The organism is Pseudooceanicola profundi (genome assembly GCF_050897955.1).
Classification (GTDB): Bacteria; Pseudomonadota; Alphaproteobacteria; order Rhodobacterales; family Rhodobacteraceae; genus Pseudooceanicola.
This window is the reverse complement of sequence record NZ_JBPAXZ010000001.1, coordinates 2,075,444-2,091,517: the sequence shown is the minus strand read 5'-3', so window position 1 is coordinate 2,091,517 and position 16,074 is coordinate 2,075,444. Positions and strand designations below refer to the sequence as shown.

Genomic DNA, 16,074 nt, shown 5'->3' with positions numbered 1-16,074 from the left:
CGCCCTTAGGTGAGTGTGAAAAATTCGGGTCGCAGCTCATGTAAAGTAAATGCAATCTTACCGTGCAGCAAGTAGATGAAGCAGTCCATTCGTACAGTGGCGAACTTGAGAAAATTAACGTATTTTGTAGCCCTTGGGAGCAATTTGAGCGCCAAAGGATTGTCTGCAGGCGAAATTCTGCACGCAGCAGTTGCAAGGTTGCGGGATTTTGCCGATGTCGTTTCGGTGTCTCGGCAGTTCAGGTCGCCGGCCTTTCCGCCGGGTTCGGGCCCGGATTTTATGAATGCTGCGGCCTGTCTGAGGAGCGATCTCCCGCCTCGGGATTTTCTCAATGAACTGCACGGGATCGAGGCCGCGTTTGGCCGTCAGCGCAAGAAACGGTGGGCGCCGCGGCCGCTCGATCTGGATGTGATCGCCTGCGGCCAGACCGTCCTGCCGGATGTAGAGACGTGGCGTCACTGGAAAGACTTGCCCCTGGCGGCGCAGAGGCAGGAGGCGCCGACAACAATGATTCTCCCGCATCCGCGTATGCAGGAGAGGAATTTCGTGCTAGTGCCGCTCATGGACATAGCCTCGGAGTGGCGCCATCCGGTTCTGGGCCGCACAATTTCGGAATTTCACGCGGATTTGTCGGAAGAGGATCGTCGAAGCATGGTTTCTGTGACGGATCCGGGTTGTCAATAGGGTGTGTCGCGCGTAAGTAACCACCTTACCCCCGACCTATCCGGAGTGCCCCATGGCCCGTGTGACCGTTGAAGACTGCGTTGACAAAGTTCCCAATCGTTTCGAGCTGGTGATGCTCGCCGCCCATCGTGCGCGCGAAATCTCTGCCGGTGCCGGAATCACCGTGGACCGCGACAATGACAAGAATCCGGTCGTGAGCCTGCGTGAAATCGCGGAAGAGACCCAGTCCGCCGACGAGCTGCGCGAGCGTCTGATCGAGTCGCATCAGTCCCAGATCGAGGTCGACGAGCCCGAGGATGACAGCATGGCGCTGCTCATGGGTGGTGGGGAGCCGGCCGACAAGCCTGCCGATGACGACATGAGCGAAGAGAAACTTCTCCGTGCGCTGATGGAGGCGCAGGGCCAGGGCTAAGCCCCGGAGAGGCGGTGTGGCGTGTCAAAAGAGATCAAGCCGGCCGACGATCTGATCACCCTTGTCCGCGCCTATAACCCCCGGACCAATGAAAAGCTGATCCGCGCGGCCTATGATTTTGGCCGCGAGATGCATGATGGCCAGTTCCGCAAGTCGGGAGAGCCTTATTTCACGCATCCGGTGGAGGTCGCCTCTATCCTCGCCAAGCAGAATCTCGACGATGCGACCATCGTCACGGCGCTGCTGCATGACACCATCGAAGATACCAAAGCCTCCTACGCCATGGTGCAGGAGAAGTTCGGTATCGAGGTGGCGGAGCTGGTCAATGGCGTGACCAAGCTGACCAATATCCAGCTGAGTTCGACCGAATCCAAACAGGCGGAGAATTTCCGCAAGCTCTTCATGGCGATGTCGCGGGACCTGCGAGTGCTGCTGGTCAAGCTCGCCGACCGTCTGCACAACATGCGCACGATAAAGTCGATGCGCGCCGAGAAGCAGACCCAGAAGGCGCGGGAGACGATGGATATCTTCGCGCCGCTCGCCGGTCGCATGGGTATGCAGTGGATGCGGGAAGAGCTGGAGGATCTGGCGTTCAAGGTGCTCAATCCCGATGGGCGGCAGTCCATCATGCGGCGCTATCTGAACCTGCAGCAGGAATCCGGCGACGTGATCGAACGGATCACCCGCGACATCCGGCTGGAACTTGAGAAGGCCAGCATCGAGGGCCAAGTGATCGGCCGGGCCAAGCGGCCCTATTCGATCTGGCGCAAGATGCAGGAGAAGGACCAGGGATTTTCGCGGCTGTCGGATATCTACGGGTTCCGGATCATCTGTGGGTCCGATGACGATTGTTACCGCATCCTCGGGCTGATCCACCGTCGTTGGCGGTCTGTTCCGACGCGGTTCAAGGATTACATCTCGCAGCCGAAGTCGAACGGCTATCGCTCGATTCACACCACCGTGTCGGGGCGGGACGGCAAGCGGGTCGAGATTCAGATCCGGACACGGCAGATGCACGAGGTGGCCGAGACCGGCGTTGCCGCGCACTGGTCCTATCGCGATGGCGCGCCGGCAGAAAACCCCTTTGCCGTCGATCCGGCGCGCTGGCTGGCCTCGCTCACCGAACAGTTCCAGAGTGAGGATGACAGCGAGGATTTCCTCGAAGCCGTCAAGCTGGAGATGTATTCGGACAAGGTCTTCTGCTTCACGCCCAAGGGGGATGTGGTGAAGCTGCCCAAGGGGGCGACGCCGATCGACTTTGCCTATGCGATCCACACCCGGATCGGGTCGGCCTGTGTGGGGGCCAAGATCGACGGGATGCGCGTGCCGCTCTGGACCCGGATCAAGAACGGCCAGTCGGTGGAGATCATCACGGCCGAAGGGCAGGAACCGCAGGCGACCTGGCTGGATATCGCGACGACCGGCAAGGCCAAAACGGCGATCCGCCGGGCCCTGCGCGAGGTTGACCGGGAAAGATTTGTCAAGCTGGGCCGGGAACTTGCGCGGTCCGCCTTTGAACATGTCGGCAAGAAGGCCACCGACAAGGCGCTTGAGACGGCGGCGGAAAAGCTGCGGCTCGGCGACCGGGAGGAGCTGCTGGCGCGGCTCGGTTCGGCGGAGCTGAGCGCGGTGCAGGTGGTGCAGGTGCTTTATCCGCAGCTGGTGCCCGACGACCGCGAGGGCATCGGACGGGACCGGCAGGTGATCGGCCTCGATGAGGGCCAGAGCTTTGAGCGCGCGACCTGTTGCCAGCCTCTTCCGGGAGAACGGATCGTCGGGATCACCTGGAAAGGCCGGGGTGTTCTTGTGCATGCGATCGACTGCCCGGTGCTGTCGGATTACGAGGATCAGCCGGCGCGCTGGCTCGACCTGCATTGGCACAGCGGCAAGCATGCGGCGGTCAATACGGTGACGCTGGCGCTGACGATTGGCAATGATGCCGGGGTGCTGGGGCGAATTTGCACATTGATCGGAGAGCAGAAGGCCAATATCTCGGACCTTAAGTTCCTGGACCGGAAGCCGGATTTCTGCCGAATCCTGGTCGATCTTGAATTGCGCGACGCAGAGCATCTGCACATGGTGACCTCGGCCCTGGAGGCGGAGTCGGATGTGGCTGCCCTGTCGCGTCAACGCAATCCGTCGGATGCCCGGCCGCCCGCGCCGGTGCCGGCATAGCTGGGAGAGGCCGTTGGTCTTTAAACGTCGGGATAGGCGTCCTCTCTGGCAGATCGCTTTTGAGTTTTTCTGGCCGCGCGGCGGCTGGGCCCGGGCGTTCCACTATGTCAAACACCGGATGCGGCGGTTGCCAGACAGCCCCGAGAAAATCGCACGCGGCATCTTCGCCGGGGTGGTGACGGTGTTTACCCCGTTCTACGGCCTGCACTTTGTGACCGCCGCGATGATCGCGTTCATCGTCCGGGGAAATGTGCTGGCCGCGATTTTGTCGACATTCATCGGCAATCCGCTGACCTATGTTCCCATCGCGCTGATCTCTGTCCAGATGGGGCTTTTCCTGACCGGGCGGCATCCCAGTGAAGCCGGGACGGGGGAGAATTTCGGACAGATTTTCTATTACGCCGCGATCAATCTGAAGAACAACGTGGTCGCGCTGTTTACCGATGTTGACGCGAACTGGGGGCCGCTCCGGATTTTTTACCACGACCTGTTCTATCCCTACATGGTCGGGGGGATCATTCCGGGGGTGGCCTTCGGTCTGCTGGCCTATTATCTCTCGGTCCCGTTGATCCGGGCCTATCAGGCCCGGCGGCGCGGGGCGCTAAAGAAGAAACTCGCAGCGATCCGGGCGAAATCGGAGGCGGCCAAACGGACTGCCGACGCCAAGGCGCAGGAGCGGAAGACATGAGCGGCAAACTCAGGCTGGGTGTGAATATCGACCATGTGGCGACGGTGCGGAATGCCCGTGGCTCTGCCTATCCCGACCCGCTGCGTGCCGCCAAGATCGCCGAAGAGGCCGGGGCCGATGGCATCACCGCCCATCTGCGCGAGGATCGCCGCCATATCTCCGACGCCGATATCGAAGGGCTGATGGAGGTGCTGACCCTGCCGCTGAACTTCGAGATGGCCGCGACAGAGGAAATGCAGAAGATCGCGCTGCGTCACCGCCCGCATGCCGTCTGCATTGTGCCCGAAAAGCGCGAAGAGCGGACGACCGAAGGCGGGCTGGAGGTCGCGCGCGAAGAGAACAAGCTGGCGCATTTCATCGCCCCCCTGCGGGAGGCTGGCTGCCGGGTGTCGATCTTCATCGCCGCCGACCGCCGCCAGATCGAAGCTGCGAACCGGATCGGTGCGCAGGTGATCGAACTGCATACCGGCGCCTATTGCGACTATCATGCCGAGGGCCGGTTCGAGGAACGCGACGCGGAACTGGCGCGGCTGACGGAGATGGCCGCCTTTGGTCATTCGCTGGGGCTTGAGGTCCATGCCGGTCACGGGCTGACCTATGAGACGGTAAGCCCGGTTGCCGCTCTGTCCGAGGTGATGGAGCTGAACATCGGCCATTTTCTGATCGGGGAGGCGATCTTCCGCGGGCTCGACCCGGCGATCCGCGAAATGCGTCGCCTGATGGACGAGGCGCGCGGCTGATCAGGCCCGGGGCACCTCTGCGGTGCCCAGACCCTCTGCCTCTATCGCCGCTTTCAGCCAGCTGCGGAACCGGCGCTGCGGCGTGGTCAGCGACCGGTCGCGGGCGGTGATCAGCCAGTAACGCGATCCGGTCTTGCGCCAGACCGGGAAGGGGGCCGCGATCTGGCCGCGCTTCAACGCATCGGCCACGAGCGTTTCGAACCCCAGGAAGACCCCCGCGCCGGTCATCGCCGCGTCGAGGCAGAGCGAGGCCTCGTTGAAGAGCGGACCATCGGGCAGGCGTTTTTCGTCGATCCCTTCGGGCCCTAGCCAGGCGGACCAATTGTACATGGCGGCAGGTTCGCGGATGATCGGGACGCTCAGCAGGTCCCTGGGGTGCGTCAGGCGGGCGGCGATCTCCGCGCTGCAGATGGGCAGGATGCGCTGGTCGAAAAGCGGCTCTGCCTCCACGCCCGGATAGGGGCCGGGGCCGATGCGAATGGCGCAGTCGATGCTGCCGTCATTGGGGTCGATCAGCTTCATGTCGCTGTCGATGCGGACCCGGATATCGGGATGGGCGCGGGTGAAATCGGGCAGGCGCCAGATCAGCCAGCGGGCGGCAAAGATCGGCGCGACAGAGACGGTCAGCGCCGTCTGCCGGTCCCGTCGCATCAGGTCGGCGGCGGCGGACAGCCGGTCGAAGCCGGTGTTGAGCAGGCGGAAGATATCCTCCGTCCCCGGGCGCGGCTGCATGCCGCCGGGGCGCCGGTCAAAGAGCTTGCGCCCGACCGCCTCCTCGCAGCGGGCGATCTGCTGGCTGACGGCCCCGGGAGAGACGCCAAGTTCATCCGCCACCGCGTGCAGGGTGCCAAGACGTTGCATCGCCTCGATGGCGCGCAGGCCGTTCAGGGGGGTGGCATTGAGCGATTTCATTTTAGAGAATCTGAAATGGATTACAGATCATGTACAGTTTTTTAGTGCTCTTGGTGGTCTCATATTATCAGATATTGAAAAAGGAGAAAGCCATGAAAAACTGGTTCAAAGCGTTCATCTGGTCCCCCGGGCCCGAGACACCGGGCGATCCCTTCGCCCATCCCGATATCGCGCGCATGTCCGCGCGGGAGCTGGCGGATCTGCCGCTGGTCGCCCCGCCGGCACCGTCGTCGCGTAAACAGAAGATATCAGCGCTGCGGGCCACGCGTACCGCAACCTGCTGAGACGGCCTGACAAGACCCGCAAAAGCCGATAGAGCGGGGGGACTTGATAAGGGCGTCCCATGATCCTCGGCATCGGAACAGATCTCGCGAATATCGACCGTATCCAGGGCACGCTGGACCGGTTCGGCGACCGGTTCCGCAATCGTGTCTTCACCGATATCGAACAGGCCAAGGCCGAACGCCGCGCCGATACCGCCGGGACCTATGCCAAACGCTGGGCCGCGAAGGAGGCCTGTTCCAAGGCGCTTGGCACCGGGCTGCGCATGGGCATCTCCTGGAAGGACATGGCCGTGACCAACCTGCGGACCGGCCAGCCCGTGATGCATGTCACCGGCTGGGCGGCGGAGCGGCTGGCGCAGATGACGCCCCCGGGCCATGAGGCCATCATCCATGTGACCTTGACCGACGATCATCCCTGGGCGCAGGCCTTTGTGGTGATTGAGGCCCGGCCGATTCAGGCCTGACGAACCGCCCGAAAATCCGACAAATGCTGCGTCCTGTGCATCGATGCGCTGCTTTTTCTTTGCCTTGCTGTCGAATCGTACGATTGTCGTACAATTATGATATGGAGCATGATATGTTGATGAAAATGACGAAAATACTGGTCGCAGCCCTGATGATTTCGGCGCCGGTCCAGGGGGTGCATGCTGAGATGATGAAGACCGAACTCAACCCGCCGGGGGCAGATATTCCCGGGATTTCTCAGGCCGTGATCGTGACGGGTGGACGCCTGATGTACCTGTCGGGGCACGTGCCCTTTGCCGCCGATGGGTCCATGGCAGAGACATTCGAGGGGCAGCTGGATCAGGTGCTCGCCAATATGAAGGGCACGCTGGAGGCAGCGGGGGCCGATTTTTCGTCCCTCGTGCGGGTGACCTTCTTTGTGAAGGATTACGATGTTGCCCAGCTCGACGCATTGCGGGAAATTCGGGACAGGTGGTTCGATACCGAACATCCGCCTGCCTCCGCCCTGATCGGGGTGCAGGCGCTTTTTGTACCGCAGGCGCTGGTAGAAGTTGACGCGGTGGCCGTTCTGCCGGATTGATCCGGCAATTCCGGAGGCCGCGTGTCCAAGACAGATCCCAAGTTCAGAATAGAGCCGGTGGCGGCCCCGGTGCGGGAGCAGGTGGCGGCCTCCATCCGGCGTGCGCTGATGGTGCGCTATTTCCAGCCCGGGCAGCGCCTGCCGGAACGGGAACTTTGCGAGCTGACTGGGGCCAGCCGCACCGCTGTCCGCGAGGCGCTGCGCGATCTTGAGGCCGAGGGGCTGATAGAGACCGTTCCCCACCGCGGCCCTTCTGTCGTGACGCTCGATGCTGTCCGGGCGGCGGGGATCTACGATCTTCGTCTGCCGCTGGAAGGGCTCCTGGCGCGGCGTGCCGCGGAACGGGCCAGTGCAGAGACCGATCACGCAGTTGTGGTCAGCCGCGACAGGCTCGCCGTGGCATTCGAGGCGGCCGATCCGCTGGCGGTCGTGGCGGCCAAAACCGCGTTTTATGACGCGCTTATGCTGGCTGCGGATAATCCCGATCTGGCTGCGGTGCTGAGGCGGTATATACGGCTGCTGAGCCTTTTCTGGCCGACGATGGTGGTTGAGAGCGGGGAAGGGACGGCCTCGCTTGCTGAAATTGATGCGGTGATCGCTGCCATCGCGGCGCGGGATCCGGACGCGGCCGATGCCGCGATGCGGCTGCATATCTCGTCGGCGGCGGCCCAGACCCTGCGGTGGTTGGGGCAGGTCGACGCGGGCGGCCCCGCTTGACACCCCTTCCGGGGCGGCTCATGTAGCGTCAGAGCTGCGGACGAGGGAAATACAGGCATGGCAGAAGAGAAACAGGGTGTCTTTGCGGCCATCTGGGATACCGTCAAGACAATCTTCTGGGCATTGATCATTGCCGGGGTCTTCCGGACGCTGTTCTTCCAGCCCTTCTGGATACCGTCGTCCTCTATGAAGGATACGCTGCTGATCGGCGACTTCCTGTTCGTCAACAAGATGGCCTATGGCTATTCTTACGCCTCCTGTCCGAATATCAAACTGGCGCGGTTCGGCATTGATATCGATGCGCAGGATATCTGCGGGTTCCTCGATGGGGAAAACACGCGGGTTCTGGGCGGCGAGCCGGAGCGGGGCGATGTGGTGGTTTTCCGTCATCCGGTCACGCATCAGGACTACATCAAGCGGCTGATCGGCCTGCCGGGTGACAAGGTCCAGGTGATCGATGGCGTGGTCCAGATCAATGGCGAGGCCGTGAAGATCGAGGACGCAGGAAATTTTGTCGAGGCGATGGAGCCTCAGGGGCCCGAGGGGCGCTATCCCCGATGTTCCAACGGTCCCGTGGGCGAGGGTGGCGACTGCGTCAAACAGCGTCTGATCGAAACCCTGCCCAACGGTGTCAGCCATTCCATGCTGAATATCGCCGACGGGCTGGATCTGGACACGACCAACGTGTTCACCGTGCCCGAGGGGCAGTATTTCTTCATGGGCGACAACCGTGACAATTCCACCGACAGTCGCGTCTCGCAAAGCTCCTTCGGGGTGGGGTTTGTGCCCTATGAGAACCTGATCGGGCGGGCGGATCGGATCATGTTCTCCTCTGCCGGGCGGTCGATGCTCTTTTTCTGGACCTGGCGGAGTGACCGCTATCTGAAAGGGATCGAATAACGCGTGAAGCTGTCGGGTGACCTGAAAGCGTTCCAGGACCGGATCGGGCATGACTTTGCCCGGCCGGAGCTGCTGGTGCAGGCGGTGACGCATTCCTCGGTCTCCTCGCCGACGCGGGACGACAACCAGCGGCTGGAGTTTCTGGGCGACCGGGTGCTTGGTCTGGTGATGGCGGAGGCGCTCCTGGAACGGGACCAGGCGGCCAGCGAGGGTCTGCTGGCGCCGCGCTATAATGCGCTGGTCCGTAAGGAGGCCTGCGCCGATGTGGCGGAGGCGATCGATCTGGGCGCGGTGCTGCGACTGGGCCGGTCGGAACAGATGTCGGGCGGGCGCCGCAAGATGGCGCTGCTGGGCGATGCGATGGAAGCGGTGATCGCCGCCGTCTATCAGGATGCCGGATTCGAGGCCGCGAAGTCGATGGTTCTGCGGCTCTGGGGTGGGCGGATCGATGCGGTGGATGCCGATGCCCGCGACGCCAAGACCGCCCTGCAGGAATGGGCGCAGGCGCGGGGCCTGCAACCGCCGAAATACGTGGAGACGGGCCGGGATGGCCCCGACCATGCCCCGAATTTCCGGATCGAGGCGCGGCTGTCCACGGGCGAAGCGGCGGAAGCCAAGGCTGGGTCGAAACGTGCTGCGGAACAGGCGGCGGCCCGCGCCCTGCTGGACCGGCTGGAGGGCTGACATGCGTATCGTCAGCCTGAATGCCTGGGGCGGGCGGCTGTATGAAGATATGCTGGCCTGGCTGCGCGAGGTTCAGCCGGATGTGCTGTGTCTGCAGGAGGTGATCCATGTCGAGGGTAGCCCTTCGGACTGGCTGAAATACCGCGATGACGGGGCGGACCTGCTGCAGCGGGCCAACCTGCTGAATGAGGTGGCGCAGGCGCTGCCGGGGCATCAGGTGATCTTTTGCCCGGCGGCGCGGGGCGATCTGTGGCACGGGGATCGCGCGGTGTCGTCGCTCTGGGGGCTTGCCACCTATGTCAGGCGTGACCTGACGGTGGTCGGGCAGGCGCAGGGCTTTGTGCACGGGAATTTCTCGCCGGACGGGTTCGGCCCGCATCCCCGGTCACGGACGGCCCATGCGGTGCGATTCCATGATCCCGAAGAGGGGATGTTCACCGTCGCCCATATGCATGGTCTGCGCGACCCTATGGGCAAGATGGATACGCCCGCCCGGGCCGAACAGGCGCGCAAGTTGCTGTCGATGGTGCAGGGCGTGACCCATGCCGGCGACAAGGTGGTGGTCTGCGGCGATTTCAATGTGGCGCCCCGGGCTACGACCTTTCGCCTGCTGGCGCCTGTCGCCCCCTATGAGCTGGTGACGACCCGGGGGTTCGAGGGCACCCGGACCTCGCATTACACCAAGGACGAGAAATTTGCCGATTACATGCTGGTGAACGGTCCGCTGCGCGATGCGGCGTTCGACGTGGTGCGCGATCCGGAGATTTCGGACCATTGCCCCCTGATGCTGAATACGGCATGAGGCGGCTTGGCGCTTTGCCGCGCCTGCCGTAAACTCGTTCCAAGCCCCTGTTTTCTGACCCCGAAAGCCTGCCCATGACCACCCGCGCCGGATTCGTCGCCCTGATCGGAGAGCCCAATGCGGGCAAATCCACCCTGACCAACCGCATGGTGGGGGCCAAGGTCTCTATCGTTACGCATAAGGTGCAGACGACACGGGCCCGGATCCGTGGCGTGGCGCTGGAGGGCGAGAGCCAGATCGTTTTTGTCGATACGCCGGGCCTCTTTACCCCGCGCCGCAGGCTGGATCGGGCAATGGTGGCGGCGGCCTGGGGCGGGGCCTCGGATGCCGATATCATCGTCCTGCTGGTGGAGGCGCATCGCGGCATCACCGATGGGGTGGAGCGTATCCTCGCCGGGCTGTCAGAGATGCCGAAGGGCCGCCGTGTGGTGCTGGCGATCAACAAGATCGACCGGGTGGAGGCGCCCGATCTGCTGGCGCTGACCGAAAAGCTGAATGCCGCGGCGGAGTTCGAGAAGACCTTCATGATCTCTGCCGAGCGTGGGCATGGCGTGCAGGACCTCAAGGAATGGCTGGCGGGCGAGATGCCGGAGGGGCCCTGGCTCTATCCCGAGGATCAGATCGCCGATCTGCCGATGCGCATGATCGCGGCGGAGATGACGCGGGAGAAGCTGACGCTCCGCCTGCATCAGGAGCTGCCCTACCAGATGACGGTGGAGACGGAGCACTGGAACGAGCGGGAGGATGGCTCCGCCCGGATCGACCAGATCATCTATGTCATGCGGGATGGCCATAAGGGCATCGTGCTGGGCAAAAAGGGCGAGACGATCAAGGCGATCGGCAAGCTGGCGCGGGAGGAGCTGGAAGAGTTTCTGGGCCGTAAGGTCCACCTCTTCCTTCAGGTGAAGGTCCGCGAGAACTGGCTGGAAGAGGCGGAGCGCTATTCCGAGATGGGGCTGGATTTCAAGGACGGCAACTGATGCGCCTGACGGCGCGCATCTGGATCGACGCCTATCTGACACGGCTGCGGCTGCAGGATATCCCGGCCTTTGTCGTGGCGCATGGCGACGATACGGCGGGGGCGGTGCTGGTGAAGCTTTCGACGTTGGACGGGCAGGCGCAGGCCTTTCAGCGGACCTTTGACCTGTTGAGCGGCGAGCGGCGCTGGATGCCCTTGGCCGAGGGGGCGGAGGCGGAGGTGGACGCCGTGATCAGGCGTCAGCGGGAGTTTGACAGCGATCTCTGGGTGGTGGAGGTGGAGGACCGGCAGGGCCGGCATCTGCTGGATGAGCCGGGGCTTTCGGATTAGCGATTGCGGATCAGCCGGCCAATGCCGATCAGGATCAGCCCGCCTGCGAAGAAGGCCGCGCCGAGGATGGCGATCCATGTCGCGACGCCGGGCCAGCCTGTCTTGACCGGGTCGAGGAAGAAATACGGGTAGTTGCCGTTGAACTGGCCCCGGACCAGCGCATAGGCGCAATAGAGCAGCGGCCAACTGAGCCACAGGACGGCCGCGCCGACTGTAAGGCCGCGTCTCGGGGCAAAGGCCAGCCACCAGAGCAGCATGGCCGCCGGCACCGCCGTGTGCAGCCCCGCATTGCCCCACCAGCCCCAGCCGACATTGGGCCCGTCCGTCGCGGCCAGCAGCAGGTGGTAGACGACGCCCGTTATGGCGATCCAGAGCGTGACACCGCCCAGCCAGCGCGGTTTGGGTGTCTTCCGGTCAACGGCGATCCGCAGGCAGAGCGCTGCAACGATGCCGTTGGTCAGGATGGTAAAGAAGCGCAGCAGCCGCCAGATCACCGCTGCGATCGTCATATCGGGGTTGTTCAGCGCCACATCCACGGCCTGCGCAACCAGCGCGGCGCTGGCGAGGACCGCGATCAGGGCGGCGCAGATGCGGGCGTGGGCCGAAGTCTCCATATCCGCATCCATGCGCCAACTTGCGGCACCGATCAAGTCGGCGGATAAGACGGGGATGGAGTGGCGAGACACCGGCATATTACTGGCCGTCCGGCGGCATGGGGAGAGCGCGGCGATTGCCGAGGTCTTCACCCCCTCGCATGGGCGCCATGTGGGTGTCGTGCGCGGCGGCGGCGGGCGCAAGATGGCGCCGACGCTGCAGCCCGGTGCGCAATTGGACGTGTCGTGGAAGGCCCGGCTGCAGGAGCATATGGGCCATTTCGTGGTCGAACCGCAGCGGTCCCGCTGGGCGCAGGTCATGGATGACCGGCTGGCGCTGGCCGGGCTGAACGCCGTCACGTCGCTGCTGTGTTTCGCCCTGCCGGAACGCGAGCCGCACGGGCGGCTCTATCGGACGACGGAGGCGCTGCTTGATCTGCTGGGGCAGGGCGATCTCTGGCCACTGGCCTATCTGCACTGGGAAATGGCGCTGCTGGAGGATCTGGGCTTTGGTCTGGACCTCACCTCCTGCGCCGTGACCGGGGCGACGGAGGGGCTGGCCTATATCTCTCCCCGGACGGGTCGCGCGGTGACGCAGGCAGGGGCGGGAGATTATGCCGACCGCCTGCTGCCCTTGCCGCCGGTGCTGCTGCGGCAGGGGGAGGGGACGGATGCGGAGGTGGCGGAGGGGTTCCGTGTCACCGGGCATTTCCTGACCGAACATCTGGCGCCGGATCTGGGGTCAAAGCCGCTGCCCGAAGCGCGGCTGCGGTTCGTGGAGCTATTCCGGAAACGGATGGGTTAGCGCAGGGCCAGCACCAGATCGACCAGAGTGGTCAACGCATCCTGATCGGCGGCATCTTCGGACAGCGTCGCCATGCCGACCTTGGCGGCATAGAGAGAGCGGGCGATGTCGGGATTGGTCACGCCCAGCTGGCGCAGCACCTGTTGCAGGTATTCGATCCGCCGCAGGTCGAGGTTGCGCAGGGTCTGGGCCGCATCCGGGTCGTTGATGGCCCAGCTGCGCATCGCGGTTTCGGTGGCTTCGTCACCGCCGAACCCGTCCCGCATGAGTTTGTGCAGGAGAGAGACGGCCTCCGCCTTTTCATCGGGCGCGGCGGGGGTGCCAGAGGCCAGATCGCGCCAGAAATCCAGCAGCGCCCGCCGGTAGCGCGGCACATCGTCGAAATGCCAGTAGAAAGACCCCTTGGTGGTTTCAAGCGCGCGCGCCAAAGGCTCCGCCTTCAGCGCTTCGGGGCCCGAAGCGGCGAGGGCCTCAAGACCGGCGCGCAGCCAGTCGTCGGCAGAAAGGCGTTGCTTGCGACTCATGTGGATATATTAACGTGCATGGCCGGGATTGCACGGATTTTTCTGCGATGCGGCATGTCCGCCCGCCTCGTTTCAACAGCAGTTTCGACGTGTATTTTAAGCTAAGCGTATAAAAATGCTAATCAAATATATCTTTAAGTGGATATACGCCGTACCCCTGCGTCACCTCGCCGCTGTTAACCTTTTCAGCACCATTCACTCGGGTGTGGTCAGGGTCAGGTCGACAGGGGTGAGGCCCTCGATCTCTCCGTGCAGGGTGTCGCCTGCCGTGACCGGGCCGACGCCGGCTGGCGTTCCCGTATAGATCAGGTCGCCCGCGCCAAGGTGATAATAGCCGGACAGATGCGCGATGACGGCGGGAACGTCATGGATGAGCAGGTCAAGCGTGGCGTCCTGCTTCACATCTCCGTTCACCGCGAGGGTGATGCGCTGGTTCTTGATCGCATAGTCGGTGGCCTTGGTCAGCGGGGCGATCACCGCGGCATTCTCGAAATCCTTGCCGAGGTCCCAGGGGCGGCGCTGATCCTTGCCATCTTGCTGCCGGTCCCGGCGCGTCATGTCGAGGCCACAGGCATAGGCATAGACGGCCGCCTTCGCCTCTTCTTCCGTCGCGCGGAAGGCGGGGGCGCCGAGGGCGACGACCAGCTCCATCTCGTAGTGGAAGTTCGATGTGCCGGGCGCATAGGGGACGCTGGTCCCGGTCAGACAGAGCGCAGCAGGGGCCTTGGTGAAGTAGAAGGGTGCCTCCCGGTCGACCTCCACCCCCATCTCCTTGGCGTGATCTTCGTAATTGCGGCCGACGCAGAAGATGCGACGGACGGCATAGCCTTCGGTTTCACCGAGGACGGGGATTTCGGGCGTGGCGGGGATGGGGAAGAGGCTCATGACAGGTCCTTGTCTTGCTGCCCGCATATTGATCCGAACGCTGCGGAGGGCAAGGGCAGGGCTGGACAAACCCGTCCCTCTGGGCTTGCCTTGGTGAAAATGCAGGAGGTGCCCCATGGCCGAAGAGCTTTCCCGTCTGATCGCGCAGGGGCGCGGCGATGCGCCGGCGGATCTGGTGCTGCGGGGGGGCACGGTCTGGGACATGGTCACAGGCGACCGGATCGCGGGCGATGTAGCGATCTGCGGCGGCACGATTGTCGGCATCGGTGCAGAGTATGAAGGGGCGGAGGTTGTCGATGTCTCCGGCCTGACGCTGGTGCCCGGGTTTATCGACACGCATCTGCATATCGAAAGCTCCCTCGTCACGCCCTATGAGTTTGACCGCTGCGTCGGCCCGCGCGGGGTGACGACGGCGATCTGCGATCCGCATGAAATCGCCAATGTGATCGGTGTGCCGGGGATAGACTATTTCCTGTCTGCCGCGTCCGAGACGGTGATGGATATCCGCGTGAACCTCAGCTCCTGCGTGCCGTCGTCGCATATGGAAACGGCGGGGGCGCGTATTCTGGCGGACGATCTGGTACCGCTGATGGATCATCCGCAGGTGATCGGGCTGGCGGAGTTCATGAACTATCCCGGCGTGATCTTTCAGGACCCGGAGTGCATGGCCAAGTTGGAGGCGTTTCGCGGGCGGCATATCGACGGGCATTGCCCGCAGCTGACGGGCCGGGATCTGAACGCCTATGTCAGCGCTGGCATCCGGACAGAGCATGAGGCGACGACGGAGGCGGAGGCGCGGGAGAAGCTGCAGAAGGGGATGCGGGTGCTGATCCGCGAGGGATCGGTGTCGAAGGATCTGCATGCCTTGCAGGGGCTGCTCAGCGAGGTGACCTCGGCCTACATGTGCCTGTGTACGGACGACCGTAACCCGCTGGATATCGCGGAACACGGGCATCTCGACTACATGATCCGGGAGCTGATCCGGCTGGGGCGGCCCCCGCTGGCCGTCTATCGCGCCGCGTCGCTGTCGGCGGCGGAGGCCTTTGGCCTGAAGGATCGTGGCCAGATCGCGCCGGGCAAGCGGGCGGATATCGTCTGCCTGCGGGATGTGGAGGACTGCCGGGCAGAGATGGTGTTCGCCGGTGGTGTCCGGATGGGAGCAGAAGCCTTTGCCGCGCGCCGGGTGGTGCCGCCGGTCGGGCAGGGGTCGGTCAAGGCGCCGAAGATGGAGGCCGGGCATTTCCGGACCGGTGGCAACCGGGAGCGGACCGATGTCATCGGCATCGTGCCCGGCAAGATCATCACCCAACATCTGGTGGAGGAGATCGCCATTGCCGATGGCGACAAGCGCCCGGACCTGACCCGCGATCTGGTCAAGATCGCGGTGGTGGAACGGCACGGGATCAACGGAAATGTCGCTACGGGGTTCGTGAAGGGGTTCGGGCTGACGGGGGGCGCGATTGCCTCCACCGTCTGTCACGACCATCACAATATCGCGGTGGTTGGCGCGGATTGTGCCGATATGGCCTTTGCCGCGAACCGGCTGAGCGCGCTGCAGGGCGGGTTTGTCGTCGTGAAGGGCGGGGAGGTGCTGGCAGAGCTGGCGCTGCCCGTCGCCGGGCTGATGAGCGAGGCACCTTTCGAGGAGGTGCACGACCGGCTGGTCGATCTGCGGGCTGCCGCCAAGAGCCTTGGCGTGACGCTGGGCGAGCCTTTCCTGCAGCTGGCCTTCCTGGCCCTGCCGGTGATCCCGGCGCTCAAGATCACCGACCGGGGCATGGTCGACGTGGTGAAGTTCGAAATCATTCCGGGCTGAATTTCTGCATTGCAAAATTCAGTTCCACAATGTTGACGACTCCACGCGCGCCGCATAACTTGCCGGTCAAGAGAGGGAGGAGACGCGCTGGCCATAGGC

The 16,074-nt window shown here is 63.8% G+C and carries 20 protein-coding genes; 16 read left to right on the top strand and 4 right to left on the bottom strand.

All coding sequences use genetic code 11. The annotated features are described in order from the left end of the window. Window positions 1-75 precede the first annotated feature (75 nt). From folK to ACRARG_RS10465, 5 genes are read left to right on the top strand one after another with little or no spacing between them, the layout of a single operon-like run. On the top strand, window positions 76-684 hold the full coding sequence (gene folK / locus ACRARG_RS10485; RefSeq protein ID WP_432689954.1) for a 2-amino-4-hydroxy-6-hydroxymethyldihydropteridine diphosphokinase: 609 nt from the start codon (window positions 76-78) through the stop codon (window positions 682-684). A gap of 52 nt (window positions 685-736) precedes the next feature. After that, window positions 737-1,096, top strand: coding sequence for a DNA-directed RNA polymerase subunit omega (rpoZ, locus tag ACRARG_RS10480; protein WP_432689953.1), 360 nt, complete (start codon window positions 737-739; stop codon window positions 1,094-1,096). Window positions 1,097-1,129: 33 nt separating this feature from the next. Beyond that, window positions 1,130-3,271 carry a RelA/SpoT family protein gene (locus tag ACRARG_RS10475; protein WP_432691355.1) on the top strand — a complete coding sequence of 714 codons (2,142 nt, stop codon included), beginning with the start codon at window positions 1,130-1,132 and terminating at the stop codon, window positions 3,269-3,271. After that, a complete protein-coding gene (locus ACRARG_RS10470) occupies window positions 3,240-3,959 on the top strand; it encodes a DUF2062 domain-containing protein (protein WP_432689952.1) in 720 nt (239 codons plus the stop codon). The genes ACRARG_RS10475 and ACRARG_RS10470 overlap by 32 nt, the downstream gene beginning before the upstream one ends. Next, entirely contained in the window at window positions 3,956-4,699 is a 744-nt protein-coding gene (locus tag ACRARG_RS10465) for a pyridoxine 5'-phosphate synthase (protein ID WP_432689951.1), read from the top strand. Before ACRARG_RS10470 ends, ACRARG_RS10465 begins: the two co-directional genes overlap by 4 nt. Here the strand turns inward: ACRARG_RS10465 and ACRARG_RS10460 are convergent, their stop codons facing one another. Next, window positions 4,700-5,611 (bottom strand): LysR substrate-binding domain-containing protein, encoded by a 912-nt coding sequence (locus tag ACRARG_RS10460; protein WP_432689950.1) that lies wholly within the window; start codon window positions 5,609-5,611, stop codon window positions 4,700-4,702. 92 nt (window positions 5,612-5,703) lie between these two features. Here ACRARG_RS10460 and ACRARG_RS10455 point away from each other — a divergent pair, with 92 nt between their 5' ends. The 9 genes from ACRARG_RS10455 to ACRARG_RS10415 all read left to right on the top strand — a co-directional run bounded on the left by ACRARG_RS10455 (window position 5,704) and on the right by ACRARG_RS10415 (window position 11,352). Continuing rightward, window positions 5,704-5,895 (top strand): hypothetical protein, encoded by a 192-nt coding sequence (locus tag ACRARG_RS10455; RefSeq protein WP_432689949.1) that lies wholly within the window; start codon window positions 5,704-5,706, stop codon window positions 5,893-5,895. Window positions 5,896-5,954: 59 nt separating this feature from the next. Further along, a complete protein-coding gene (acpS, locus tag ACRARG_RS10450) occupies window positions 5,955-6,359 on the top strand; it encodes a holo-ACP synthase (RefSeq protein ID WP_432689948.1) in 405 nt (134 codons plus the stop codon). Between the two features lie 119 nt (window positions 6,360-6,478). Continuing rightward, on the top strand, window positions 6,479-6,940 hold the full coding sequence (locus ACRARG_RS10445) for a RidA family protein (protein WP_432689947.1): 462 nt from the start codon (window positions 6,479-6,481) through the stop codon (window positions 6,938-6,940). Window positions 6,941-6,961: 21 nt separating this feature from the next. After that, window positions 6,962-7,657 (top strand): GntR family transcriptional regulator, encoded by a 696-nt coding sequence (locus tag ACRARG_RS10440; RefSeq protein ID WP_432689946.1) that lies wholly within the window; start codon window positions 6,962-6,964, stop codon window positions 7,655-7,657. Between the two features lie 57 nt (window positions 7,658-7,714). Further along, window positions 7,715-8,557, top strand: coding sequence for a signal peptidase I (gene lepB, locus ACRARG_RS10435; protein ID WP_432689945.1), 843 nt, complete (start codon window positions 7,715-7,717; stop codon window positions 8,555-8,557). Between the two features lie 3 nt (window positions 8,558-8,560). Then, window positions 8,561-9,241, top strand: a complete 681-nt coding sequence (gene rnc, locus ACRARG_RS10430) for a ribonuclease III (RefSeq protein ID WP_432689944.1) — start codon at window positions 8,561-8,563, stop codon at window positions 9,239-9,241. Window position 9,242: 1 nt separating this feature from the next. After that, window positions 9,243-10,043, top strand: a complete 801-nt coding sequence (locus ACRARG_RS10425) for an endonuclease/exonuclease/phosphatase family protein (RefSeq protein WP_432689943.1) — start codon at window positions 9,243-9,245, stop codon at window positions 10,041-10,043. A gap of 74 nt (window positions 10,044-10,117) precedes the next feature. Continuing rightward, window positions 10,118-11,023 carry a GTPase Era gene (gene era / locus ACRARG_RS10420; protein WP_432689942.1) on the top strand — a complete coding sequence of 302 codons (906 nt, stop codon included), beginning with the start codon at window positions 10,118-10,120 and terminating at the stop codon, window positions 11,021-11,023. Continuing rightward, a complete protein-coding gene (locus ACRARG_RS10415; protein WP_432691354.1) occupies window positions 11,020-11,352 on the top strand; it encodes a DUF1491 family protein in 333 nt (110 codons plus the stop codon). Before era ends, ACRARG_RS10415 begins: the two co-directional genes overlap by 4 nt. Here the strand turns inward: ACRARG_RS10415 and ACRARG_RS10410 are convergent. Then, a complete protein-coding gene (locus tag ACRARG_RS10410) occupies window positions 11,349-11,978 on the bottom strand; it encodes a Pr6Pr family membrane protein (RefSeq protein ID WP_432689941.1) in 630 nt (209 codons plus the stop codon). The two genes, ACRARG_RS10415 and ACRARG_RS10410, sit on opposite strands and share 4 nt — an antisense overlap. Window positions 11,979-12,021: 43 nt before the next feature. Here ACRARG_RS10410 and recO point away from each other — a divergent pair, with 43 nt between their 5' ends. Then, window positions 12,022-12,750: a DNA repair protein RecO gene (gene recO, locus ACRARG_RS10405; RefSeq protein ID WP_432691353.1), complete on the top strand. Its 729-nt coding sequence runs from the start codon at window positions 12,022-12,024 to the stop codon at window positions 12,748-12,750. Here recO and ACRARG_RS10400 read toward each other — a convergent pair. After that, on the bottom strand, window positions 12,747-13,274 hold the full coding sequence (locus ACRARG_RS10400; RefSeq protein WP_432689940.1) for a TetR/AcrR family transcriptional regulator: 528 nt from the start codon (window positions 13,272-13,274) through the stop codon (window positions 12,747-12,749). The genes recO and ACRARG_RS10400 overlap by 4 nt on opposite strands. 195 nt (window positions 13,275-13,469) lie before the next feature. Further along, window positions 13,470-14,159 (bottom strand): fumarylacetoacetate hydrolase family protein, encoded by a 690-nt coding sequence (locus ACRARG_RS10395; protein ID WP_432689939.1) that lies wholly within the window; start codon window positions 14,157-14,159, stop codon window positions 13,470-13,472. Between the two features lie 115 nt (window positions 14,160-14,274). Between ACRARG_RS10395 and ade the strand changes: the two genes are divergently transcribed. After that, window positions 14,275-15,975: an adenine deaminase gene (gene ade / locus ACRARG_RS10390; protein WP_432689938.1), complete on the top strand. Its 1,701-nt coding sequence runs from the start codon at window positions 14,275-14,277 to the stop codon at window positions 15,973-15,975. Window positions 15,976-16,074 lie beyond the last annotated feature (99 nt).